Origin of the sequence: Enterobacter cloacae complex sp. 372C4 (assembly GCF_050030615.1) — a bacterium.
Lineage (GTDB): Bacteria > Pseudomonadota > Gammaproteobacteria > Enterobacterales > Enterobacteriaceae > Enterobacter > Enterobacter intestinihominis.
The window spans coordinates 3,411,115-3,428,762 of the sequence record NZ_JBLGUQ010000001.1 but is presented as its reverse complement, the minus strand read 5'-3'; the positions used below and the strand labels follow the sequence as shown (position 1 = coordinate 3,428,762).

Genomic DNA, 17,648 nt, shown 5'->3' with positions numbered 1-17,648 from the left:
CAATTTACTTACCAATAGTTAAATTGTGGTCTTTCCCATTTTTATACTTTTTTTACACCTGCCCTTCTGATTTTTGCGAAATCTTTGCGCCACAAATCCTACCGTTTGTACAACAACAAAAGTCACCCGGAGGTGGAGTGTGAGTGCAGGTCTGATTGCCGGCATCGTGCTGGTGTTCCTGTTATTGGGTTATCTGATTTATGCCCTGATTAATGCGGAGGCATTCTGATGGCTGCTCAGGCGTTTTTGCTTATTGCCAGCTTTTTACTGCTGCTGTTTGTGCTCGCCAGGCCGCTGGGAACAGCGCTGGCGCGGCTGATAAACAACGTGCCACTGCCGGGTACGCGAAAAATTGAAAACGTGCTCTGGCGCATTTCAGGTATCAGCGACCGCGAAATGAGCTGGGGCCAGTACCTGATGGCGATACTGCTTCTGAATATCGTGGGGCTTATTGCCCTCTTTACGCTGCTCATGCTCCAGGGCAATTTGCCGTTGAATCCGCAGCAGTTACCAGGTTTATCCTGGCATCTGGCGCTGAACACGGCGGTCAGCTTTGTCACCAATACCAACTGGCAGTCTTACGCCGGTGAAACCACGCTCAGCTACTTCAGCCAGATGGCCGGGTTAACCGTGCAAAACTTTCTGTCTGCAGCCAGCGGTATCGCGGTGATCTTCGCCCTGACGCGCGCGTTTGCCCGCCAGAATGTCAGCACGCTCGGCAACGCGTGGGTTGATGTCACGCGCATCACCCTTTGGATCCTGGTGCCTGTTGCGCTGATTATTGCCCTGTTCTTTATACAGCAAGGCACTCTGCAAAACCTGCTGCCTTATACCCCTTACACCTCGCTTGAAGGGGGCAGGGAACTCCTGCCAATGGGGCCAGTGGCGTCGCAGGAAGCAATCAAGATGCTGGGCACCAACGGGGGCGGCTTCTTCAACGCCAACTCATCGCATCCGTTTGAAAACCCAACGGCATTAACCAATTTTGTACAGATGCTGGCGATCTTCCTGATCCCCGCCGCGCTCTGCTTCGCCTTTGGCGATGTGGTTAACGATCGCCGCCAGGGCCGTACGCTGCTGTGGGCCATGTCGTTAATCTTCGTGGTCTGCGTAGCACTGGTGATGTGGGCCGAATGGAACGGCAACAGCCACTTCATGCTGCTGGGGGCTAACAGCAATATCAACCTGGAAGGCAAAGAGAGCCGCTTCGGCATTCTTGCCAGCAGCCTCTATGCGGTGGTCACCACGGCGGCCTCCTGCGGGGCGGTGAACGCCATGCACGACTCTTTCACCGCGCTTGGCGGCATGATCCCGATGTGGCTGATGCAGATTGGCGAGGTGGTCTTCGGTGGGGTCGGTTCGGGGCTGTACGGCATGCTGTTGTTCGTTCTGCTCGCCGTGTTTATCGCCGGGCTGATGATCGGCCGCACGCCGGAGTATCTCGGCAAAAAAATCGACGTCCGCGAAATGAAATTAACCGCGCTGGCAATCCTGGTCACCCCCGCCCTTGTGCTGCTCGGTACCGCGCTGGCGCTGATGACCGACGCCGGGCGCAGCGGCATCTTTAACCCGGGCATTCACGGCTTTAGCGAAGTGCTTTACGCCGTTTCGTCTGCCGCAAACAACAACGGCAGCGCCTTTGCAGGGTTAAGTGCCAACTCACCGTTCTGGAACTGTCTGCTGGCGTTCTGCATGTTCTTCGGTCGTTTCGGCGTGATTATTCCCGTCATGGCGATCGCCGGAACACTGGTGAATAAGAAGATCCAGCCGACCACTATCGGTACGTTACCGACTCACGGCGCGCTGTTCGTCGGCCTGCTGATTGGCACCGTTCTGCTGGTAGGTGCCCTGACCTTTATCCCCGCCCTCGCGTTAGGCCCGGTTGCGGAATATCTCTCTTTACGCTGATTTTGCGGAGAATTTGTCATGAGTCGTAAACAACTGGCCCTGCTCGAACCGACGTTAGTTCGTCAGGCCCTCATGGATGCGGTAAAAAAACTGAGCCCGCGCGTGCAGTGGCACAACCCGGTGATGTTTATTGTCTGGACTGGAAGTTTACTCACCACCGCATTGGCGATTGCCATGGGAACGGGACACCTTTCAGGAAATGCAACCTTTACCGGCGCCATCAGCCTGTGGCTGTGGTTTACCGTGCTGTTCGCCAACTTTGCCGAAGCGCTGGCGGAAGGCCGCAGTAAGGCGCAGGCCAACAGTCTGAAAGGGGTCAAAAAAACCGCCTTTGCGCGCAAATTACGCGAACCTAAATACGGCGCGCAGATGGACCACGTTCCGGCGGATGAACTGCGCAAAGGTGACGTGGTGCTGGTGGAAGCCGGGGACATCATCCCCTGCGACGGGGAGGTAATTGAGGGCGGCGCGTCGGTAGACGAAAGCGCTATTACCGGGGAATCCGCGCCCGTGATCCGTGAGTCGGGCGGAGATTTCGCCTCAGTTACTGGCGGAACGCGCATTCTTTCCGACTGGCTGGTGATCCAGTGCAGCGTTAACCCGGGCGAAACCTTTCTCGACCGGATGATCGCCATGGTGGAAGGCGCACAGCGTCGTAAAACGCCGAACGAGATCGCCCTGACCATTCTGCTGGTGGCGCTCACCATTGTCTTCCTGCTGGCAACGGCGACCCTGTGGCCCTTCTCCGCCTACGGCGGTACAGCGGTCAGCATCACCGTACTGATCGCCCTGCTGGTCTGTCTGATCCCCACCACTATCGGCGGCCTGCTTTCCGCGATTGGCGTGGCGGGGATGAGCCGTATGCTGGGCGCGAACGTCATCGCCACCAGCGGACGCGCCGTTGAAGCGGCGGGTGACGTAGACGTACTGCTGCTGGATAAAACCGGGACCATCACCCTGGGTAATCGTCAGGCCTCTGACTTTTTACCTGCTCCCGGCGTGGATGAAAAAACGCTGGCCGACGCGGCACAGCTTTCTTCGCTGGCCGATGAGACGCCGGAAGGTCGCAGTATCGTGATCCTCGCCAAGCAGCGCTTTAACCTGCGCCAGCGCGACGTACAAAGCCTTCACGCCACGTTCGTGCCCTTTACGGCGCAAACCCGCATGAGTGGAATTAACATTCAGGACCGGATGATCCGTAAAGGGTCCGTTGATGCCATTCGCCGTCATATTGAAGCCAATAATGGACATTTCCCTCCGGAAGTCGACCACCTGGTGGAAAGCGTAGCGCGTCAGGGGGCAACCCCGCTGGTGGTGGCGGAAGGTGCAAGCGTTCTGGGGGTTATCGCTCTGAAGGATATCGTTAAAGGCGGTATTAAAGAGCGTTTCGCCCAGATGCGTAAGATGGGCATTAAAACGGTGATGATCACCGGGGATAACCGTCTGACTGCGGCGGCCATTGCCGCCGAAGCGGGCGTGGATGATTTCCTTTCCGAAGCGACACCGGAAGCAAAGCTGGCGCTCATTCGCCAGTATCAGGCGGAAGGTCGTCTGGTGGCGATGACCGGCGACGGCACCAACGACGCCCCGGCGCTGGCGCAGGCTGACGTGGCGGTGGCGATGAACTCCGGCACGCAGGCGGCAAAAGAGGCGGGCAACATGGTGGATCTCGACTCGAACCCGACCAAGCTGATAGAAGTGGTGCATATCGGGAAGCAGATGCTGATGACGCGCGGCTCGCTGACCACGTTCAGTATCGCCAACGACGTGGCGAAGTATTTCGCCATTATCCCGGCGGCCTTTGCGGCAACCTATCCGCAGCTGAATGCCCTGAATGTGATGCACCTGCACTCTCCAGCCTCGGCCATTTTGAGCGCGGTGATCTTCAACGCGCTGATTATTGTCTTTCTTATTCCGCTGGCGCTGAAAGGGGTGAGCTATAAGCCACTGACGGCCGCCGCCATGCTGCGCCGTAACCTGTGGATTTACGGTCTGGGTGGGCTGGTGGTGCCCTTTATTGGGATCAAGGTTATCGACATGTTGTTAACGCTGTTCGGGCTGGTTTAAAAGGTGAATCTCATGACGATGTTACGTCCCGCTATACTGTTGTTTATTCTGCTGTCTCTGATTACCGGCGGGCTTTACCCGCTGATGACAACCGCGCTGGGCCAGTGGTGGTTTGAGGACCAGGCCAACGGCTCGCTGATTATCCAGAACGGTGAAAACCGTGGCTCGCGTCTGATTGGGCAAAACTTTACGGACCCGCGCTACTTCCAGGGACGCCCTTCCGCCACTGCGGAAAGCCCGTATAATCCAATGGCCTCCGGCGGCAGCAATCTGGCTGGCAGTAATCCTGACCTGGACAAAGCCGTTGCTGAACGCGTTGCCGCCCTGCGCGCCGCGAATCCGCAGGCCAGCCGTGAGGTGCCGGTTGAGCTGGTCACCGCCTCCGCGAGCGGGCTGGATTACAGCCTGACGCCGGACGCAGCGGCGTGGCAGATCCCACGCGTGGCCGCCGCCCGTCAGCTGACCGTCGAGCAGGTGAGCCAGCTGGTTGCAGAACATACGCAAAAGCCGCTGGTCAGCTTCATCGGCATGCCGGTAGTGAACATTGTTGAGCTGAATCTGGCGCTGGATGCGCTAAGGAAGAACTAAATGACCGAAGAGCCCATGCGCCCGGATCCGGACAGGCTGCTTGAACAAACGGCTGAAGCCCACCGCGGCAAGCTGAAAATTTTCTTCGGCGCCTGCGCGGGCGTCGGGAAAACCTTCGCCATGCTGACGGAAGCCCAGCGGCTTCGGGCGCAGGGGCTTGATATTCTCATCGGCGTGGTGGAAACCCACGGTCGCAAAGAGACGGCGGCGCTGCTGACGGGGCTGGCGACGCAGCCGCCCCAGCGTATCAGCCATCGCGGTCGGCTGGTGACGGAGTTCGATCTTGATGCCGCCCTCGCCCGCCGCCCCGCGCTGATCCTGATGGACGAACTGGCGCACAGCAACGCGCCTGGCTCACGCCACCCGAAGCGCTGGCAGGATGTTGAGGAGCTGCTTGAAGCCGGCATCGACGTCTTCACCACGGTGAATGTTCAGCATCTGGAAAGCCTGAACGACGTGGTGAGCGGGGTAACCGGTATCCAGGTGCGGGAAACCGTCCCCGATCCGTTTTTTGATTCTGCCGATGAAGTCGTACTGGTTGACCTGCCGCCTGACGATCTGCGCCAGCGCCTGCACGAAGGCAAGGTGTATATTGCCGGCCAGGCCGAACGCGCCATCGAACATTTTTTCCGCAAAGGAAACCTGATTGCCCTGCGCGAGCTGGCCCTGCGCCGCACCGCCGATCGCGTGGATGACCAGATGCGAGCCTGGCGAGACCTGCAGGGGCGGGAGCGCGTCTGGCACACGCGTGACGCCATTCTGTTATGCATTGGTCACGGCAGCGGCAATGAAAAACTGGTCCGCACCGCCGCCCGGCTTGCGGCGAAGTTTGGCAGCGTCTGGCACGCGGTGTATGTCGAAACGCCACAGCTTCACGGCCTGCCGGAAAATCAGCGTCGCGCCATTTTGAGTGCGCTGCGGCTGGCGCAGGAGCTGGGTGCCGAAACCGCAACCCTGTCCGATCCGCAGGAAGATAAAGCCATTCTGCGCTACGCGCGCGAGCATAACCTGGGCAAGATTGTCATTGGACGTCGCCAGCATCGCCGCTGGTTTAGCCGCGAATCTTTTGCCGACAGGCTGGCACGCCGCGCGCCGGATCTGGATTTAGTCATCGTCGCGCTGGATGACAAGCCCGCCCCCCTGCCCGGCCGTACGCCGGACGCACGCACCTTTGGCGATAAATGGCGCGTCCAGATCCGGGGCTGCCTGGTGGCCGTGGTCCTTTGCGCCCTGATTACGGTGATTGCCAGCCAGTGGCTAATCGCCTTCGATGCCGCCAATCTGGTCATGATTTATCTGCTGGGCGTCGTTGTGGTCGCGCTCTTTTATGGCCGCTGGCCGTCGGTGCTGGCAACGGTGATCAACGTCATCAGCTTCGACCTCTTTTTTATCGCTCCGCGCGGGACGCTTGCTGTCTCGGACGTGCAGTACATTCTGACCTTTGCCGTGATGCTTACCGTCGGGCTGGTGATCGGGAATCTGACGGCAGGCGTGCGCTACCAGGCACGCATTGCCCGCTATCGCGAGCAGCGCACCCGCCATCTGTATGAGATGTCAAAATCGCTGGCGGTCGGCCGCACGCAGCAAGATATCGTCCAGACCAGCGAGCAGTTTATCCGTTCGACCTTTCATGCCAGTAACCTGATTTTGCTCCCCGACGAGCAGGGGCGCCTTCGCCCGCTGACCTCCCCTTCGGGGATGACGCCCTGGGATGAAGCGATTGCCCGCTGGAGCTTTGATAAGGGTTTACCTGCCGGTGCCGGCACCGACACTCTGCCCGGGGTGCCTTACCAGATCCTGCCGCTGCGCAGCGCGGATAAAAATCACGGGCTGGTCATCGTCGAGCCGTCTAACCTGCGTCAGCTGATGATCCCCGAGCAGCAGCGCCTGCTGGAAACCTTCACCCTGCTGGTCGCCAGCGCCCTTGAACGGCTGGCGCTCACCGCCAGCGAAGAGCAGGCGCGGCTGGCAAGCGAGCGCGAAAGTATTCGCAATTCGCTGCTGGCAGCGCTGTCTCACGATTTGCGCACCCCGCTTACCGTGCTGTTTGGTCAGTCCGAAATTCTGACGCTGGATCTGGCGGCGGAAGGATCAAAACATGCGATGCAGGCCAGCGAAATTCGTCAGCACGTGCTAAATACCACGCGTCTGGTGAACAACCTGCTGGACATGGCGCGCATTCAGTCCGGCGGGTTTAGCCTCAAAAAAGAGTGGCTCACCCTTGAGGAGGTTGTCGGCAGTGCGCTGAAGATGCTGGAGCCGGGTCTCGGCGGGCGCCATATTGAGCTGGACATGCCGGAACCCCTGACGTTAATCCATGTGGATGGCCCGCTGTTTGAGCGCGTGCTGATTAATCTGCTGGAAAACGCGGCTAAATACGCCGGGACAAAGGCCCGGCTGGGGATTGCTGCCAGGGTGGATAAACGTGTGCTGCGGCTCGACGTCTGGGATAACGGGCCGGGTATTCCGGCCGGTCAGGAGCGCGCCATATTCGAAAAATTTGCGCGCGGTAATAAGGAATCCGCCATTCCGGGCGTTGGGCTGGGTCTGGCGATCTGCCAGGCGATTGTTGACGTGCATGGTGGCACCATTTCCGCAGAGAACCGCCCGGAAGGTGGGGCACGCTTTTGTGTTACACTTCCTCTTGAAACCCCACCAGAACTTGATGAATTACCAGAGGATTTGTGATTAACGTTCTGATTGTTGAAGATGAGCTCGCTATCAGCCGATTTCTGCGTACCGCGCTGGAAGGCGACGGTTTGCGCGTTCATGAAGCCGGAACGCTTCAACGGGGGTTAATTGAAGCCGCCACCCGCAAGCCAGATCTGGTGATCCTGGATCTGGGACTCCCGGATGGCGACGGCATCGATTTTATTCGTGAGGTGCGTCAGTGGAGCCAGATGCCCATTCTGGTGCTCTCTGCCCGCACCGAAGAGACGGATAAAATCGCCGCGCTGGATGCCGGAGCGGATGATTATCTGATCAAACCGTTTGGCATTGGCGAGTTACAGGCCCGGCTGCGTGTGGCGCTGCGTCGACACAGTGCCACCACTCCTTCTGAACCGGTGTACGTCTTTGGCGATATCCGCGTCGATCTTGCCGCCCGCCGCATCGTGCGAGGGGAAGAAGAGATCCACCTTACGCCTATCGAGTTTCGTCTGCTGGCCGTGTTGCTCAGTAACCATGGAAAAGTGTTAACGCAGCGACAGCTGTTAAGCCAGGTCTGGGGACCGAATGCTGTCGAACATAGTCACTATTTACGCATTTATATGGGACACCTTCGCCAGAAACTTGAAGCCGATCCCGCGCGTCCTCGTCATTTATTAACAGAAACCGGTATCGGATATCGGTTTATGATCTGAATAAGTATTCACTTTAATTTTAAATAAAGAACACACCAGCCTGAATATAGCCATGAAAATAACGCCGAGATTATTTTCATGCCTATATTCGCCCTCACTAAACATAATTAGAACACCAATTTAACACCAAACCAACAAAACAGCATTTTGATCTGCGTTATTCACTCATAACGACTAATTATTTCTGAAATGATCGGTTATTGGTGATCTGTTTCACAGTTAATCCCTTTTTCCTGGATAAAATGACCGTGCTTTCAATTACTGAAAGGAAAATGAACATGGAAAACAATAATCGTTTAATGCCCCATATAAGGCGGACAACACATATCATGATGTTTGCCCACCGAAACTGTTTTGACTTTCATCTCTTTAACGCCCGGTAGTCCTTCGACTTCTGGCGCATCTGCTTACAGGTTATCCTGAAAAACGCTATTTTACAGGCTGTTGCCTGTGAACACCTGCGCTCATTCCTTGTGATTCAGATTCTCCGCAACCGGGCGGACTGAATTCTACTCAGCAAAAAAGCAATTAACTGATTTCGTATCAGCGGACGCGCTTTGCTTTTTTTTCCGGAAAAAATCGATTTCTTTACCGCAAGAAGTCGAGGGACCCATATTGCCTGAAATAAAGAGATAAAGATGAAAAAGTTAAAAATTGCCGTCAGCCGTGCCTGCCCTGAATGCTTTACCACTTCGCGCGAGATCGTGGATATCACCGCATCGGATTATATTGATGTGGCAGCCGTGGTTCTGGCCGTCAGTGATATTTTCAATGGCGCCATAGAAGAAATAGAAGCCACGGGATTCGGTATTCCGGTGTTTATTGCCACGCATAAAGAAGAAAGGGTTCCGGCTGAATTTTTGTCGCGTATTCACGGCGTTTTTGAGTACTCCGACACCAGCAATGCGTACTACGGACGCCAGCTTGAAGCGGCTGCGCAGAAGTACGAAACCCAGCTCCGTCCGCCGTTCTTCCGCGCGCTGGTCGATTACGTCCAGCAGGGGAACAGCGCGTTTGACTGCCCCGGACATCAGGGAGGCCAGTTCTTCCGCCGCCATCCGGCCGGAAACCAGTTTGTCGATTTCTTTGGCGAAACGCTTTTCCGCGCCGATCTGTGCAATGCCGACGTGGCAATGGGCGATCTGCTGATCCATGAAGGTGCGCCATGCATCGCCCAACAGCATGCGGCAAAAGTCTTTAATGCGGATAAAACCTACTTCGTGCTGAACGGCACCTCCTCTTCCAATAAGGTGGTGCTCAATGCCCTGCTCACGCCAGGCGATCTGGTGCTGTTCGATCGCAATAACCATAAATCTAACCACCACGGGGCGCTGTTACAGGCGGGAGCGACGCCGGTGTATCTGGAAACAGCCCGCAACCCGTACGGGTTTATCGGCGGTATTGACGCACACTGTTTCGACGAGAGTTACCTGCGGGAACTGGTGTCAGAGGTCGCGCCTGGTCGCGCGCGGGATGAACGTCCCTTCCGTCTGGCGGTGATCCAGCTGGGCACCTACGACGGTACCATTTATAACGCCCGTCAGGTGGTGGATAAGATTGGTCACCTGTGCGATTACATCCTGTTTGACTCCGCCTGGGTGGGTTACGAGCAGTTTATCCCGATGATGGCCGACTGCTCGCCGCTGCTGCTGGAGCTGAACGAAAACGATCCGGGCATTCTGGTTACCCAGTCGGTGCATAAGCAGCAGGCGGGCTTCTCGCAAACCTCGCAAATCCATAAGAAGGACAGCCACATAAAAGGCCAGCCGCGCTATGTTCCGCATAAGCGCCTCAACAACGCCTTTATGATGCACGCCTCCACCAGCCCGTTTTATCCGCTATTTGCCGCCCTGGATATCAACGCCCGCATGCACGAGGGGCAAAGTGGGCGCAACATGTGGATGGACTGCGTGGTGACGGGTATCGAAGCGCGAAAACTGATCCTTCAGAACTGTCAGTTTATTCGCCCGTTCGTGCCGGAGACGGTGGATGGCCGTCCGTGGGAAAGCTGGGATACGGCGGAGATCGCCACCGATCTGCGCTTCTTCCATTTCGTTCCGGGCGAACGCTGGCACGCCTTTGAGGGATATGCCGAGCATCAGTATTTTATCGATCCCTGCAAACTGCTGCTGACCACGCCAGGCATCAACGCCCGCACCGGCGAGTATGATGATTTCGGCGTGCCCGCCACCATCCTCGCCAACTTCCTGCGTGAAAACGGCATCGTGCCGGAAAAATGCGACCTCAATTCCATTCTGTTCCTGCTCACCCCGGCGGAGGACATGGGCAAATTGCAGCAGCTCGTCGCCCAGCTGGTGCGCTTCGAAAAACTGCTCCAGAGCGATGTGCCGCTGAAAGAGGTTCTGCCCTCTCTTTATAAGCAACATCCGGAACGTTATGCGGATTATTCCCTGCGTCAGATTTGTCAGGAGATGCACGACCTCTACGCCCGCCATAACGTGAAGCAGTTGCAGAAAGAGATGTTCCGCAAGTCTCACTTCCCGCGCGTCATGATGAACCCGCAGGAGGCGAACTATGCCTATCTGCGCGGTGAGGTCGAGCTGGTGTCACTGCGCGACGCGGAAGGCCGTATCGCCGCGGAAGGCGCGCTGCCTTACCCACCGGGGGTGTTGTGCGTGGTTCCGGGGGAAGTCTGGGGCGGTTCCGTGCTGCGCTATTTCGCCGCGCTGGAAGACGGGATCAATCTGCTGCCGGGCTTTGCGCCGGAGTTACAGGGGGTTTACGTCGAGGAGTGTGACGGGCGCAAACAGGTGCGCTGCTACGTCATTAAACAACCCGCCGCTCAGCCGTCTCTGCTGAAAGGAGAAAAATTATGAGTAAGTCCAACAAGATGGGCGTGGTACAACTCACTATCCTCACCATGGTGAATATGATGGGGTCCGGGATCATCATGCTGCCCACTAAGCTCGCTGAAGTGGGGACGATTTCGATTATCTCCTGGCTGGTAACGGCAGTCGGCTCAATGGCGCTGGCGTGGGCGTTTGCCAAGTGCGGGATGTTCAGCCGTAAGTCTGGCGGCATGGGCGGCTATGCCGAATATGCGTTTGGCAAGTCGGGCAACTTTATGGCCAACTATACCTACGGGGTGTCGCTGCTGATCGCCAACGTGGCGATTGCCATTTCCGCTGTCGGTTACGGTACGGAGCTGTTTGGCTCGACGCTGACCCCGGTGCAGATTGGGCTGGCGACCATCGGCGTGCTGTGGATCTGCACCGTCGCCAACTTTGGCGGCGCGCGCATCACCGGACAGCTCAGCAGCATCACCGTCTGGGGCGTGATCATTCCGGTTGTCGGTCTGTGCATCATCGGCTGGTTCTGGTTTAGCCCGACGCTGTACGCCAATTCCTGGAACCCGCACCACGTGCCGTTCTTCACCGCCGTGGGATCGTCGATCGCCATGACGCTATGGGCTTTCCTCGGTCTCGAGTCAGCCTGTGCGAATGCGGAAGTGGTGGAAAACCCGGAAAAGAACGTGCCGATCGCGGTACTCGGCGGGACGCTGGGGGCGGCGGTGATCTATATCGTCTCAACCAACGTGATTGCGGGAATTGTGCCCAACATGGATCTCGCCAACTCCACGGCGCCGTTCGGGCTGGCGTTTGCGCAGATGTTTACGCCAGAGGTAGGGAAAGTGATCATGGGACTGATGGTGATGTCCTGCTGCGGCTCGCTGCTGGGCTGGCAGTTCACCATCGCCCAGGTATTCAAATCCTCCGCTGACGAAGGTTATTTCCCGAAAATCTTCTCCCGCGTCACCAAAGCGGATGCGCCGGTACAGGGTATGCTGGCGATTGTGATTTTCCAGAGCGGTTTGTCGCTGATGACCATCAGCCCGTCACTGAACAGCCAGTTTAATGTACTGGTCAACCTGGCGGTGGTGACGAACATCATTCCGTACATTCTGTCGATGGCGGCACTGGTGATTATTCAGAAGGTGGCGAAGGTGGATCCGCGCAAAGCCCGGGCGGCCAATATCGTGGCGCTGATTGGGGCGATTTACAGCTTCTATGCGCTCTACTCGTCCGGTCAGGAGGCGATGCTGTATGGCGCGATGGTGACCTTTATGGGCTGGACGCTGTACGGTCTGGTGTCACCACGGTTTGAACTGAAGAATAAGCATAGTTAAAAAAGAAGCCCGGTGGCGCTAACGCTTACCGGGCCTACGAGATCAATGTTTTCTCCCTCTCCCTGTGGGAGAGGGCCTGGGTGAGGGCATCAGCCCGCACCAGACACCACTTACGCGTTTTTCAGCACTTCGCTGACAATCTCTACCGCTTCTTTCTCAATCTGCTGACGGTGCTCAGCGCCGAGGAAGCTTTCGCAATAGATTTTATACGCATCTTCCGTACCGGATGGACGCGCGGCGAACCAGCCGTTTTCGGTCATCACCTTCAGGCCGCCGATGGATGCGCCGTTACCCGGTGCCGCCGTCAGACGCGCGGTGATCGGGTCACCTGCCAGGGTGCTTGCGCTGACCATCTCCGGAGAGAGTTTGGACAGAGCGGCTTTCTGAGCAGAGGTCGCGCCAGCCTGAATACGGTTATAGCTTGGCGCACCAAAGCGTGCTGCCAGGTCGTTGTAATGTTCCTGCGGGTTCTTACCGGTAACCGCGGTGATTTCCGCCGCCAGCAGGCACATTATGATGCCGTCTTTATCGGTTGACCATGGGGTGCCGTCGAAGCGCAGGAAGGATGCCCCCGCGCTCTCTTCACCACCAAAGCCGAAGCTGCCGTCGTGCAGACCGTCAACAAACCACTTGAAGCCCACCGGCACTTCCACCAGCTTGCGGCCCAGCGCATCGACCACACGGTCAATCATGGCGGAAGAGACCAGCGTTTTACCCACCGCAACCTCTTTGCCCCACTGCGGACGATGCTGGAAGAGATAATTGATCGCCACAGCCAGGTAGTGGTTAGGGTTCATCAGCCCAGCCGGGGTGACGATACCGTGGCGGTCGTAGTCCGGGTCGTTGGCAAACGCCAGATCGAACTTGTCGCGCAGCGCCAGCAGGCCCGCCATCGCGCATTCGGAGGAGCAGTCCATACGGATCGCGCCGTCTTTGTCCAGGTGCATAAAGCGGAAGGTCTGATCGACGTGATCGTTCACGATGGTCAGATCCAGCTTGTAGTGCTCGGCAATGCGTTTCCAGTATTCAATACCGGAGCCGCCCAGCGGATCCACGCCCAGCTTCAGACCGGCTTTCTGGATAGCGGCCATATCGACGATATCCGCCAGCCCTTCCACGAACGGCTGCACCAGATCCTGCTCTTTCACGTGGCCGGACGCCATGGCTTCATCCAGCGAGATGCGCTTCACGCCGTTCAGACCGTTAGCCAGTAACGCGTTGGCGCGATCTTCCACCACTTTCGTGACGTTGGTATCCGCCGGGCCACCGTTAGGTGGGTTGTACTTGATGCCGCCATCTTCCGGTGGGTTGTGGGACGGGGTGATCACAATACCGTCCGCCTGCGCGCCACCTTTTTTGTTATGTACCAGAATAGCGTTAGAAACCGCAGGCGTTGGCGTGAAACCGTTGTTCTCCTGAACAATCACGTCTACGCCGTTTGCCGCCAGTACTTCCAGCACGGAGATAAAGGCAGGTTCAGACAGGGCGTGGGTATCTTTCCCAACATAGCACGGACCGGTGACGCCATTTTTGGCGCGCTCTTCCGCGATGGCCTGAGCAATGGCCAGAATGTGCGGTTCGTTAAAGCTATGGCGCGCCGCGCTGCCGCGGTGGCCAGATGTACCAAACTTCACTGCGTGTTCTGCGTTGCCCACCACCGGCTTCAGCACGTAGTACTGCGCGGTCAGTTGAGCGACGTTAATCAAATCGCGTTGTTGTGCAGGTTGTCCTGCACGGCTGTGATTTGCCATTGCCTGGTCCTTCTGATGCAAGGGTTAAATTGTACCGCAAACCTTTTCGATCAATTCCGCCGGGAACTGCATGGACTGCATGATATGTTCGATCATGCTGCACTTGCGGCCCGTATTGGTATTGGTGATCACCCAGTATGGCGTACCGGGAACATGTTTGGGTTTGGTTTGGTTGCCATTTTGCAGCAGGGTCTGCTCGTCACCTGCGAAGTAAACGCGCGTGCGACCGTGCAGCGACTCTGTCGCTTCTGCAAATGCGTTGTTATCCAGTGAGTAAAGTGTAGACAGCACCAGCATAAAGCGGTTAACCGCCTTTTTCTGCTCTGCATATTCATCGGACAGCAGCAGCTCGCGCATCGCGCGCACTTTGTCTTTTGCCGGCATGACGGCAGGTTTTACTTGTGCAACAACGCTCGGCTGAGACACGACATCTTTAGTGACAGGAGTGGGCTGTGAGGCGGCGGAAATTTTAAGCATGCGCCGTAAAATGTCGGACGCGCTCTCCCCAATATGCCGCGTCTGGCTGGCAATATACTGATAGAGTTCGTCATCAACTTCGATTGTTTTCATCTTAATCCAGTGCGATATCTTATCTGAATACAAGTCGTTGAGATTATAAGGTCTAATCCCAACAGCGGATAGCGTCAAACCAGGTTGGCGGCAAAAGTCAGATTAAACTGGATCCTTGCCCCCGGGCGGCAGAATGGTCAACATGATACCCTAACCTGACAAACCTAAAAAAAGAACTTTGCCATGAAATTGAATACCCGAGCGCAAACTGCACAATCGCCGAACAATAATTCTCCCATCGTACTGGTTCACGGCCTGTTTGGTAGTCTGGATAACCTGGGCGTGCTGGCGCGCGATTTAGTGACCGATCACGAGATCCTCCAGGTTGATATGCGCAATCACGGTCTTTCAGGGCGCTCTGAGGAGATGACCTACGCAGCCATGGCGCAGGATCTGCGTGACACCCTCGATGCGAATAATATCCAGAAAGCGACGCTCATCGGGCATTCAATGGGCGGTAAAGCGGTGATGGCGCTTACAGCGCTGGCCCCTGAGCGAATTTCCGGTCTGGTGGTCATTGACGTTGCGCCCGTCAATTACGACGTTCGCCGTCACGATGAGATTTTCGCTGCGATCAATGCTGTGACAGAGTCAGGCGTCTCCACACGCCAGCAGGCGGCAGCCGTTATGCGCGAGCATCTCGATGAAGAAGGCGTGGTCCAGTTCCTGCTGAAATCCTTTGTTGACGGACAATGGCGCTTTAACGTCCCGGTACTGTGGGATCAGTATTCGCATATTGTGGGGTGGGAAAATGTCCCCGCCTGGCCGCACCCTACCCTCTTTATTCGCGGCGGCAACTCCCCTTACGTCACTGACGCGTACCGTGACACGCTGCTGGCGCAATTTCCGCAGGCTCGCGCTCACGTCATCGCCGGTGCCGGGCACTGGGTACACGCGGAAAAACCGGATGCGGTCCTGCGCGCCATTCGCCGCTATCTTACTGATACAGCGAATTGATTAAAAAGCCAGCGACCGGAAGACGACGGGCTTCCAGTCGTTGGCGTGTGGATATGGGTGATGTATGATGGCGCGCTTATCGCCCGGGCATTAGCAGGGCGGCGTGTTTCCCCCGAAGTCTCAGAATCATGGCCAAAGAACAAACGGACCGTACGACACTAGATCTGTTCGCGAATGAGCGTCGACCGGGACGACCGAAAACGAATCCGCTTTCGCGCGATGAACAGCTGCGTATCAATAAACGCAACCAGCTTAAACGCGATAAAAATCGTGGGCTTAAGCGTGTCGAACTCAAGCTGAATGCCGATGCCGTCGATGCGCTTAACGAGTTAGCTGACGCGCGCAACATCAGCCGCAGCGAACTGATCGAAGAGATGCTGATCGCCCAGCTTGAGACGTTACGCGGCAAGGCGTGAGTCAGAAAATCCCCAATATTACCTTTTTCATGTAGCACAGAGTGCAGTCCTGCGTGATAGCTGTTTCCGCAGGGTTGCCTGTTCTGCTATTATTGCCCTTATCCGTGGACAATTTGCGCCACCATACCATTAAGTTTCAAGAGGTTATTTTACTCATGGCAATCATCGGCATTTTCTTTGGCAGTGATACCGGCAATACTGAAAATATCGCAAAAAACATTCAAAAACAGCTCGGTAAAGACGTTGCTGATGTGCATGACATCGCCAAGAGCAGCAAAGAAGATCTCGAGGGCTATGACATCCTGCTGCTGGGCATCCCGACCTGGTACTACGGTGAAGCACAGTGTGACTGGGACGATTTCTTCCCGACGCTGGAAGAAGTCGACTTCAACGGCAAGCTGGTTGCCCTGTTTGGCTGTGGCGATCAGGAAGACTACGCTGAGTATTTCTGTGATGCGCTGGGCACTATTCGCGACATCATTGAGCCGCGCGGTGCGGCGATCGTTGGTCACTGGCCAACAGCGGGTTACCACTTCGAAGCTTCCAAAGGTCTGGCAGATGACGATCACTTCGTTGGCCTTGCCATTGATGAAGACCGTCAGCCAGAGCTGACCGCAGAGCGTGTAGAAAAATGGGTTAAGCAGGTTCGTGAAGAGCTGAACCTGGACGATATCCTTAACGCCTGATATCCCTGCGGCGCAACTCCGGTTGCGCCCGTTGTCCAGGTAAAACCGATTAAATTAATTGCTACAAACTTTTAACTTTTTCGTCCAGACCTGTACAATATCCCCCTGGTAAAAAGTGGGTGCCATCGAACAAGTTTGTTGGTGATACCACGTTTTTATAAGCATACTTTGCTTGAGACTTGCAGTTTTCATTTAGCCATGGCAGTTCTATAATGAGACGCATTATCCCAAGTGCATTTTCTGTCACTTCTTCTTTTGAAGTGAATCGTTTAGCAACAGGACAGATTCCGCATGACTGACAACAATACCGCATTAAAGAAAGCTGGCCTGAAAGTAACGCTTCCTCGGTTAAAAATCCTTGAAGTGCTTCAGGGGCCAGACAATCACCATGTCAGTGCGGAAGACCTTTATAAGCGTCTTATCGATATGGGTGAAGAGATTGGGCTGGCAACCGTCTATCGTGTGCTGAACCAGTTTGATGACGCGGGCATTGTTACTCGTCATAATTTCGAAGGCGGTAAATCCGTGTTCGAGCTGACTCAGCAGCACCACCACGATCACCTGATCTGCCTCGACTGTGGCAAGGTCATTGAATTTAGCGATGATTCCATTGAATCACGCCAGCGTGAAATCGCCGCCCGTCATGGCATCCGCCTGACCAACCACAGCCTGTACCTGTACGGTCACTGTGCTGAAGGGGATTGCCGCGAAAATGAACATGCGCACGACGCAAAATAAGTCAGTGTTCATACTCTGAGCCAGCCGTGAGGTTGGCTTTTTTTTGCCTGGAAAAAGCCCGGTAAGCGCAGCGCCACCGGGCGTAAAGCAACTTATTTATTGTTATTGCGAATCTCGTCCCAAATCTTATCGCAACGCTTCGCCACTTCCTGATCGTTACCGGTTTTACGCGCCTGAATACAGGCCTGGTAATCCATCACGCGAACGTTTTCCTGCGTGGCGAATTGCTCATGGGCTTTGTCTTTTTTCAGCACGTTCAGCACGCTTTGACAGGCTTCAATCTTCTCAGGTGAACCTTGTGCGGTATTGATGCAAGCGCTATACGCCTCTTTAAGACGGGAGTCTTCTTTCGGCGCCTGATCCTGCGCGCACGCCACCAGCCCGAATGCCAGCAGCGCAACGATTACCCTTTTTTTCATCATGTTCAGTCTCCATAACGGCGGGACACAGCCCGCCGC

The 17,648-nt window shown here is 56.2% G+C and carries 16 protein-coding genes; 13 read left to right on the top strand and 3 right to left on the bottom strand.

Annotation, left to right across the window (positions count from 1 at the left end; genetic code table 11):
• Positions 1-139 precede the first annotated feature (139 nt).
• From kdpF to potE, 9 genes are all read left to right on the top strand, one after another.
• On the top strand, positions 140-229 hold the full coding sequence (gene kdpF, locus ACQG11_RS16700; RefSeq protein ID WP_003858638.1) for a K(+)-transporting ATPase subunit F: 90 nt from the start codon (positions 140-142) through the stop codon (positions 227-229).
• Entirely contained in the window at positions 229-1,908 is a 1,680-nt protein-coding gene (kdpA, locus tag ACQG11_RS16695; protein ID WP_426728595.1) for a potassium-transporting ATPase subunit KdpA, read from the top strand. Before kdpF ends, kdpA begins: the two co-directional genes overlap by 1 nt.
• An 18-nt stretch (positions 1,909-1,926) precedes the next feature.
• Positions 1,927-3,975, top strand: coding sequence for a potassium-transporting ATPase subunit KdpB (gene kdpB, locus ACQG11_RS16690; RefSeq protein ID WP_023305699.1), 2,049 nt, complete (start codon positions 1,927-1,929; stop codon positions 3,973-3,975).
• A gap of 12 nt (positions 3,976-3,987) precedes the next feature.
• Positions 3,988-4,563, top strand: a complete 576-nt coding sequence (kdpC, locus tag ACQG11_RS16685; protein ID WP_022647452.1) for a potassium-transporting ATPase subunit KdpC — start codon at positions 3,988-3,990, stop codon at positions 4,561-4,563.
• On the top strand, positions 4,564-7,251 hold the full coding sequence (gene kdpD / locus ACQG11_RS16680; RefSeq protein WP_426728594.1) for a two-component system sensor histidine kinase KdpD: 2,688 nt from the start codon (positions 4,564-4,566) through the stop codon (positions 7,249-7,251).
• Entirely contained in the window at positions 7,248-7,925 is a 678-nt protein-coding gene (gene kdpE / locus ACQG11_RS16675) for a two-component system response regulator KdpE (protein ID WP_022647450.1), read from the top strand. The genes kdpD and kdpE overlap by 4 nt, the downstream gene beginning before the upstream one ends.
• Positions 7,926-8,203: 278 nt before the next feature.
• A complete protein-coding gene (speFL, locus tag ACQG11_RS16670; RefSeq protein WP_003858645.1) occupies positions 8,204-8,308 on the top strand; it encodes a leader peptide SpeFL in 105 nt (34 codons plus the stop codon).
• Positions 8,309-8,563: 255 nt separating this feature from the next.
• The gene (speF, locus tag ACQG11_RS16665) at positions 8,564-10,762 is read left to right on the top strand and encodes an ornithine decarboxylase SpeF (protein WP_426728593.1); all 2,199 of its coding nucleotides are present in this window, start codon (positions 8,564-8,566) and stop codon (positions 10,760-10,762) included.
• Positions 10,759-12,072 (top strand): putrescine-ornithine antiporter, encoded by a 1,314-nt coding sequence (gene potE, locus ACQG11_RS16660; protein ID WP_426728592.1) that lies wholly within the window; start codon positions 10,759-10,761, stop codon positions 12,070-12,072. The genes speF and potE overlap by 4 nt, the downstream gene beginning before the upstream one ends.
• Before the next feature lie 110 nt (positions 12,073-12,182).
• On the opposite strand, the gene pgm is transcribed toward potE, so the two are convergent.
• A complete protein-coding gene (gene pgm / locus ACQG11_RS16655) occupies positions 12,183-13,823 on the bottom strand; it encodes a phosphoglucomutase (alpha-D-glucose-1,6-bisphosphate-dependent) (protein WP_023305695.1) in 1,641 nt (546 codons plus the stop codon).
• Positions 13,824-13,847: 24 nt separating this feature from the next.
• Positions 13,848-14,393, bottom strand: a complete 546-nt coding sequence (seqA, locus tag ACQG11_RS16650; protein ID WP_003858650.1) for a replication initiation negative regulator SeqA — start codon at positions 14,391-14,393, stop codon at positions 13,848-13,850.
• Positions 14,394-14,576: 183 nt separating this feature from the next.
• Here seqA and ybfF point away from each other — a divergent pair, with 183 nt between their 5' ends.
• The 4 genes from ybfF (at position 14,577) to fur (ending at position 17,190) form a co-directional block, all read left to right on the top strand.
• Positions 14,577-15,350 (top strand): esterase, encoded by a 774-nt coding sequence (ybfF, locus tag ACQG11_RS16645; RefSeq protein ID WP_022647446.1) that lies wholly within the window; start codon positions 14,577-14,579, stop codon positions 15,348-15,350.
• Positions 15,351-15,478: 128 nt separating this feature from the next.
• Positions 15,479-15,766 carry a LexA regulated protein gene (gene ybfE, locus ACQG11_RS16640; protein ID WP_003858652.1) on the top strand — a complete coding sequence of 96 codons (288 nt, stop codon included), beginning with the start codon at positions 15,479-15,481 and terminating at the stop codon, positions 15,764-15,766.
• A 155-nt stretch (positions 15,767-15,921) separates the two neighbouring features.
• On the top strand, positions 15,922-16,452 hold the full coding sequence (gene fldA / locus ACQG11_RS16635) for a flavodoxin FldA (RefSeq protein WP_003858653.1): 531 nt from the start codon (positions 15,922-15,924) through the stop codon (positions 16,450-16,452).
• 291 nt (positions 16,453-16,743) lie between these two features.
• Positions 16,744-17,190 carry a ferric iron uptake transcriptional regulator gene (gene fur / locus ACQG11_RS16630; RefSeq protein WP_003858655.1) on the top strand — a complete coding sequence of 149 codons (447 nt, stop codon included), beginning with the start codon at positions 16,744-16,746 and terminating at the stop codon, positions 17,188-17,190.
• 92 nt (positions 17,191-17,282) lie between these two features.
• Here the strand turns inward: fur and chiQ are convergent, their stop codons facing one another.
• Positions 17,283-17,609 (bottom strand): ChiQ/YbfN family lipoprotein, encoded by a 327-nt coding sequence (gene chiQ / locus ACQG11_RS16625; protein ID WP_032621829.1) that lies wholly within the window; start codon positions 17,607-17,609, stop codon positions 17,283-17,285.
• Between the last annotated feature and the right edge of the window lie 39 nt (positions 17,610-17,648).

Coding starts and splice junctions, on each gene's coding strand:
- kdpA (WP_426728595.1), top strand. CDS start 229: ATGGCTGCTCAGGCGTTTTTGCTTATTGCCAGCTTTTTACTGCTGCTG.
- kdpB (WP_023305699.1), top strand. CDS start 1,927: ATGAGTCGTAAACAACTGGCCCTGCTCGAACCGACGTTAGTTCGTCAG.
- kdpC (WP_022647452.1), top strand. CDS start 3,988: ATGACGATGTTACGTCCCGCTATACTGTTGTTTATTCTGCTGTCTCTG.
- kdpD (WP_426728594.1), top strand. CDS start 4,564: ATGACCGAAGAGCCCATGCGCCCGGATCCGGACAGGCTGCTTGAACAA.
- speFL (WP_003858645.1), top strand. CDS start 8,204: ATGGAAAACAATAATCGTTTAATGCCCCATATAAGGCGGACAACACAT.
- speF (WP_426728593.1), top strand. CDS start 8,564: ATGAAAAAGTTAAAAATTGCCGTCAGCCGTGCCTGCCCTGAATGCTTT.
- potE (WP_426728592.1), top strand. CDS start 10,759: ATGAGTAAGTCCAACAAGATGGGCGTGGTACAACTCACTATCCTCACC.
- pgm (WP_023305695.1), bottom strand. CDS start 13,823: ATGGCAAATCACAGCCGTGCAGGACAACCTGCACAACAACGCGATTTG.
- seqA (WP_003858650.1), bottom strand. CDS start 14,393: ATGAAAACAATCGAAGTTGATGACGAACTCTATCAGTATATTGCCAGC.
- ybfF (WP_022647446.1), top strand. CDS start 14,577: ATGAAATTGAATACCCGAGCGCAAACTGCACAATCGCCGAACAATAAT.
- ybfE (WP_003858652.1), top strand. CDS start 15,479: ATGGCCAAAGAACAAACGGACCGTACGACACTAGATCTGTTCGCGAAT.
- fldA (WP_003858653.1), top strand. CDS start 15,922: ATGGCAATCATCGGCATTTTCTTTGGCAGTGATACCGGCAATACTGAA.
- fur (WP_003858655.1), top strand. CDS start 16,744: ATGACTGACAACAATACCGCATTAAAGAAAGCTGGCCTGAAAGTAACG.
- chiQ (WP_032621829.1), bottom strand. CDS start 17,609: ATGAAAAAAAGGGTAATCGTTGCGCTGCTGGCATTCGGGCTGGTGGCG.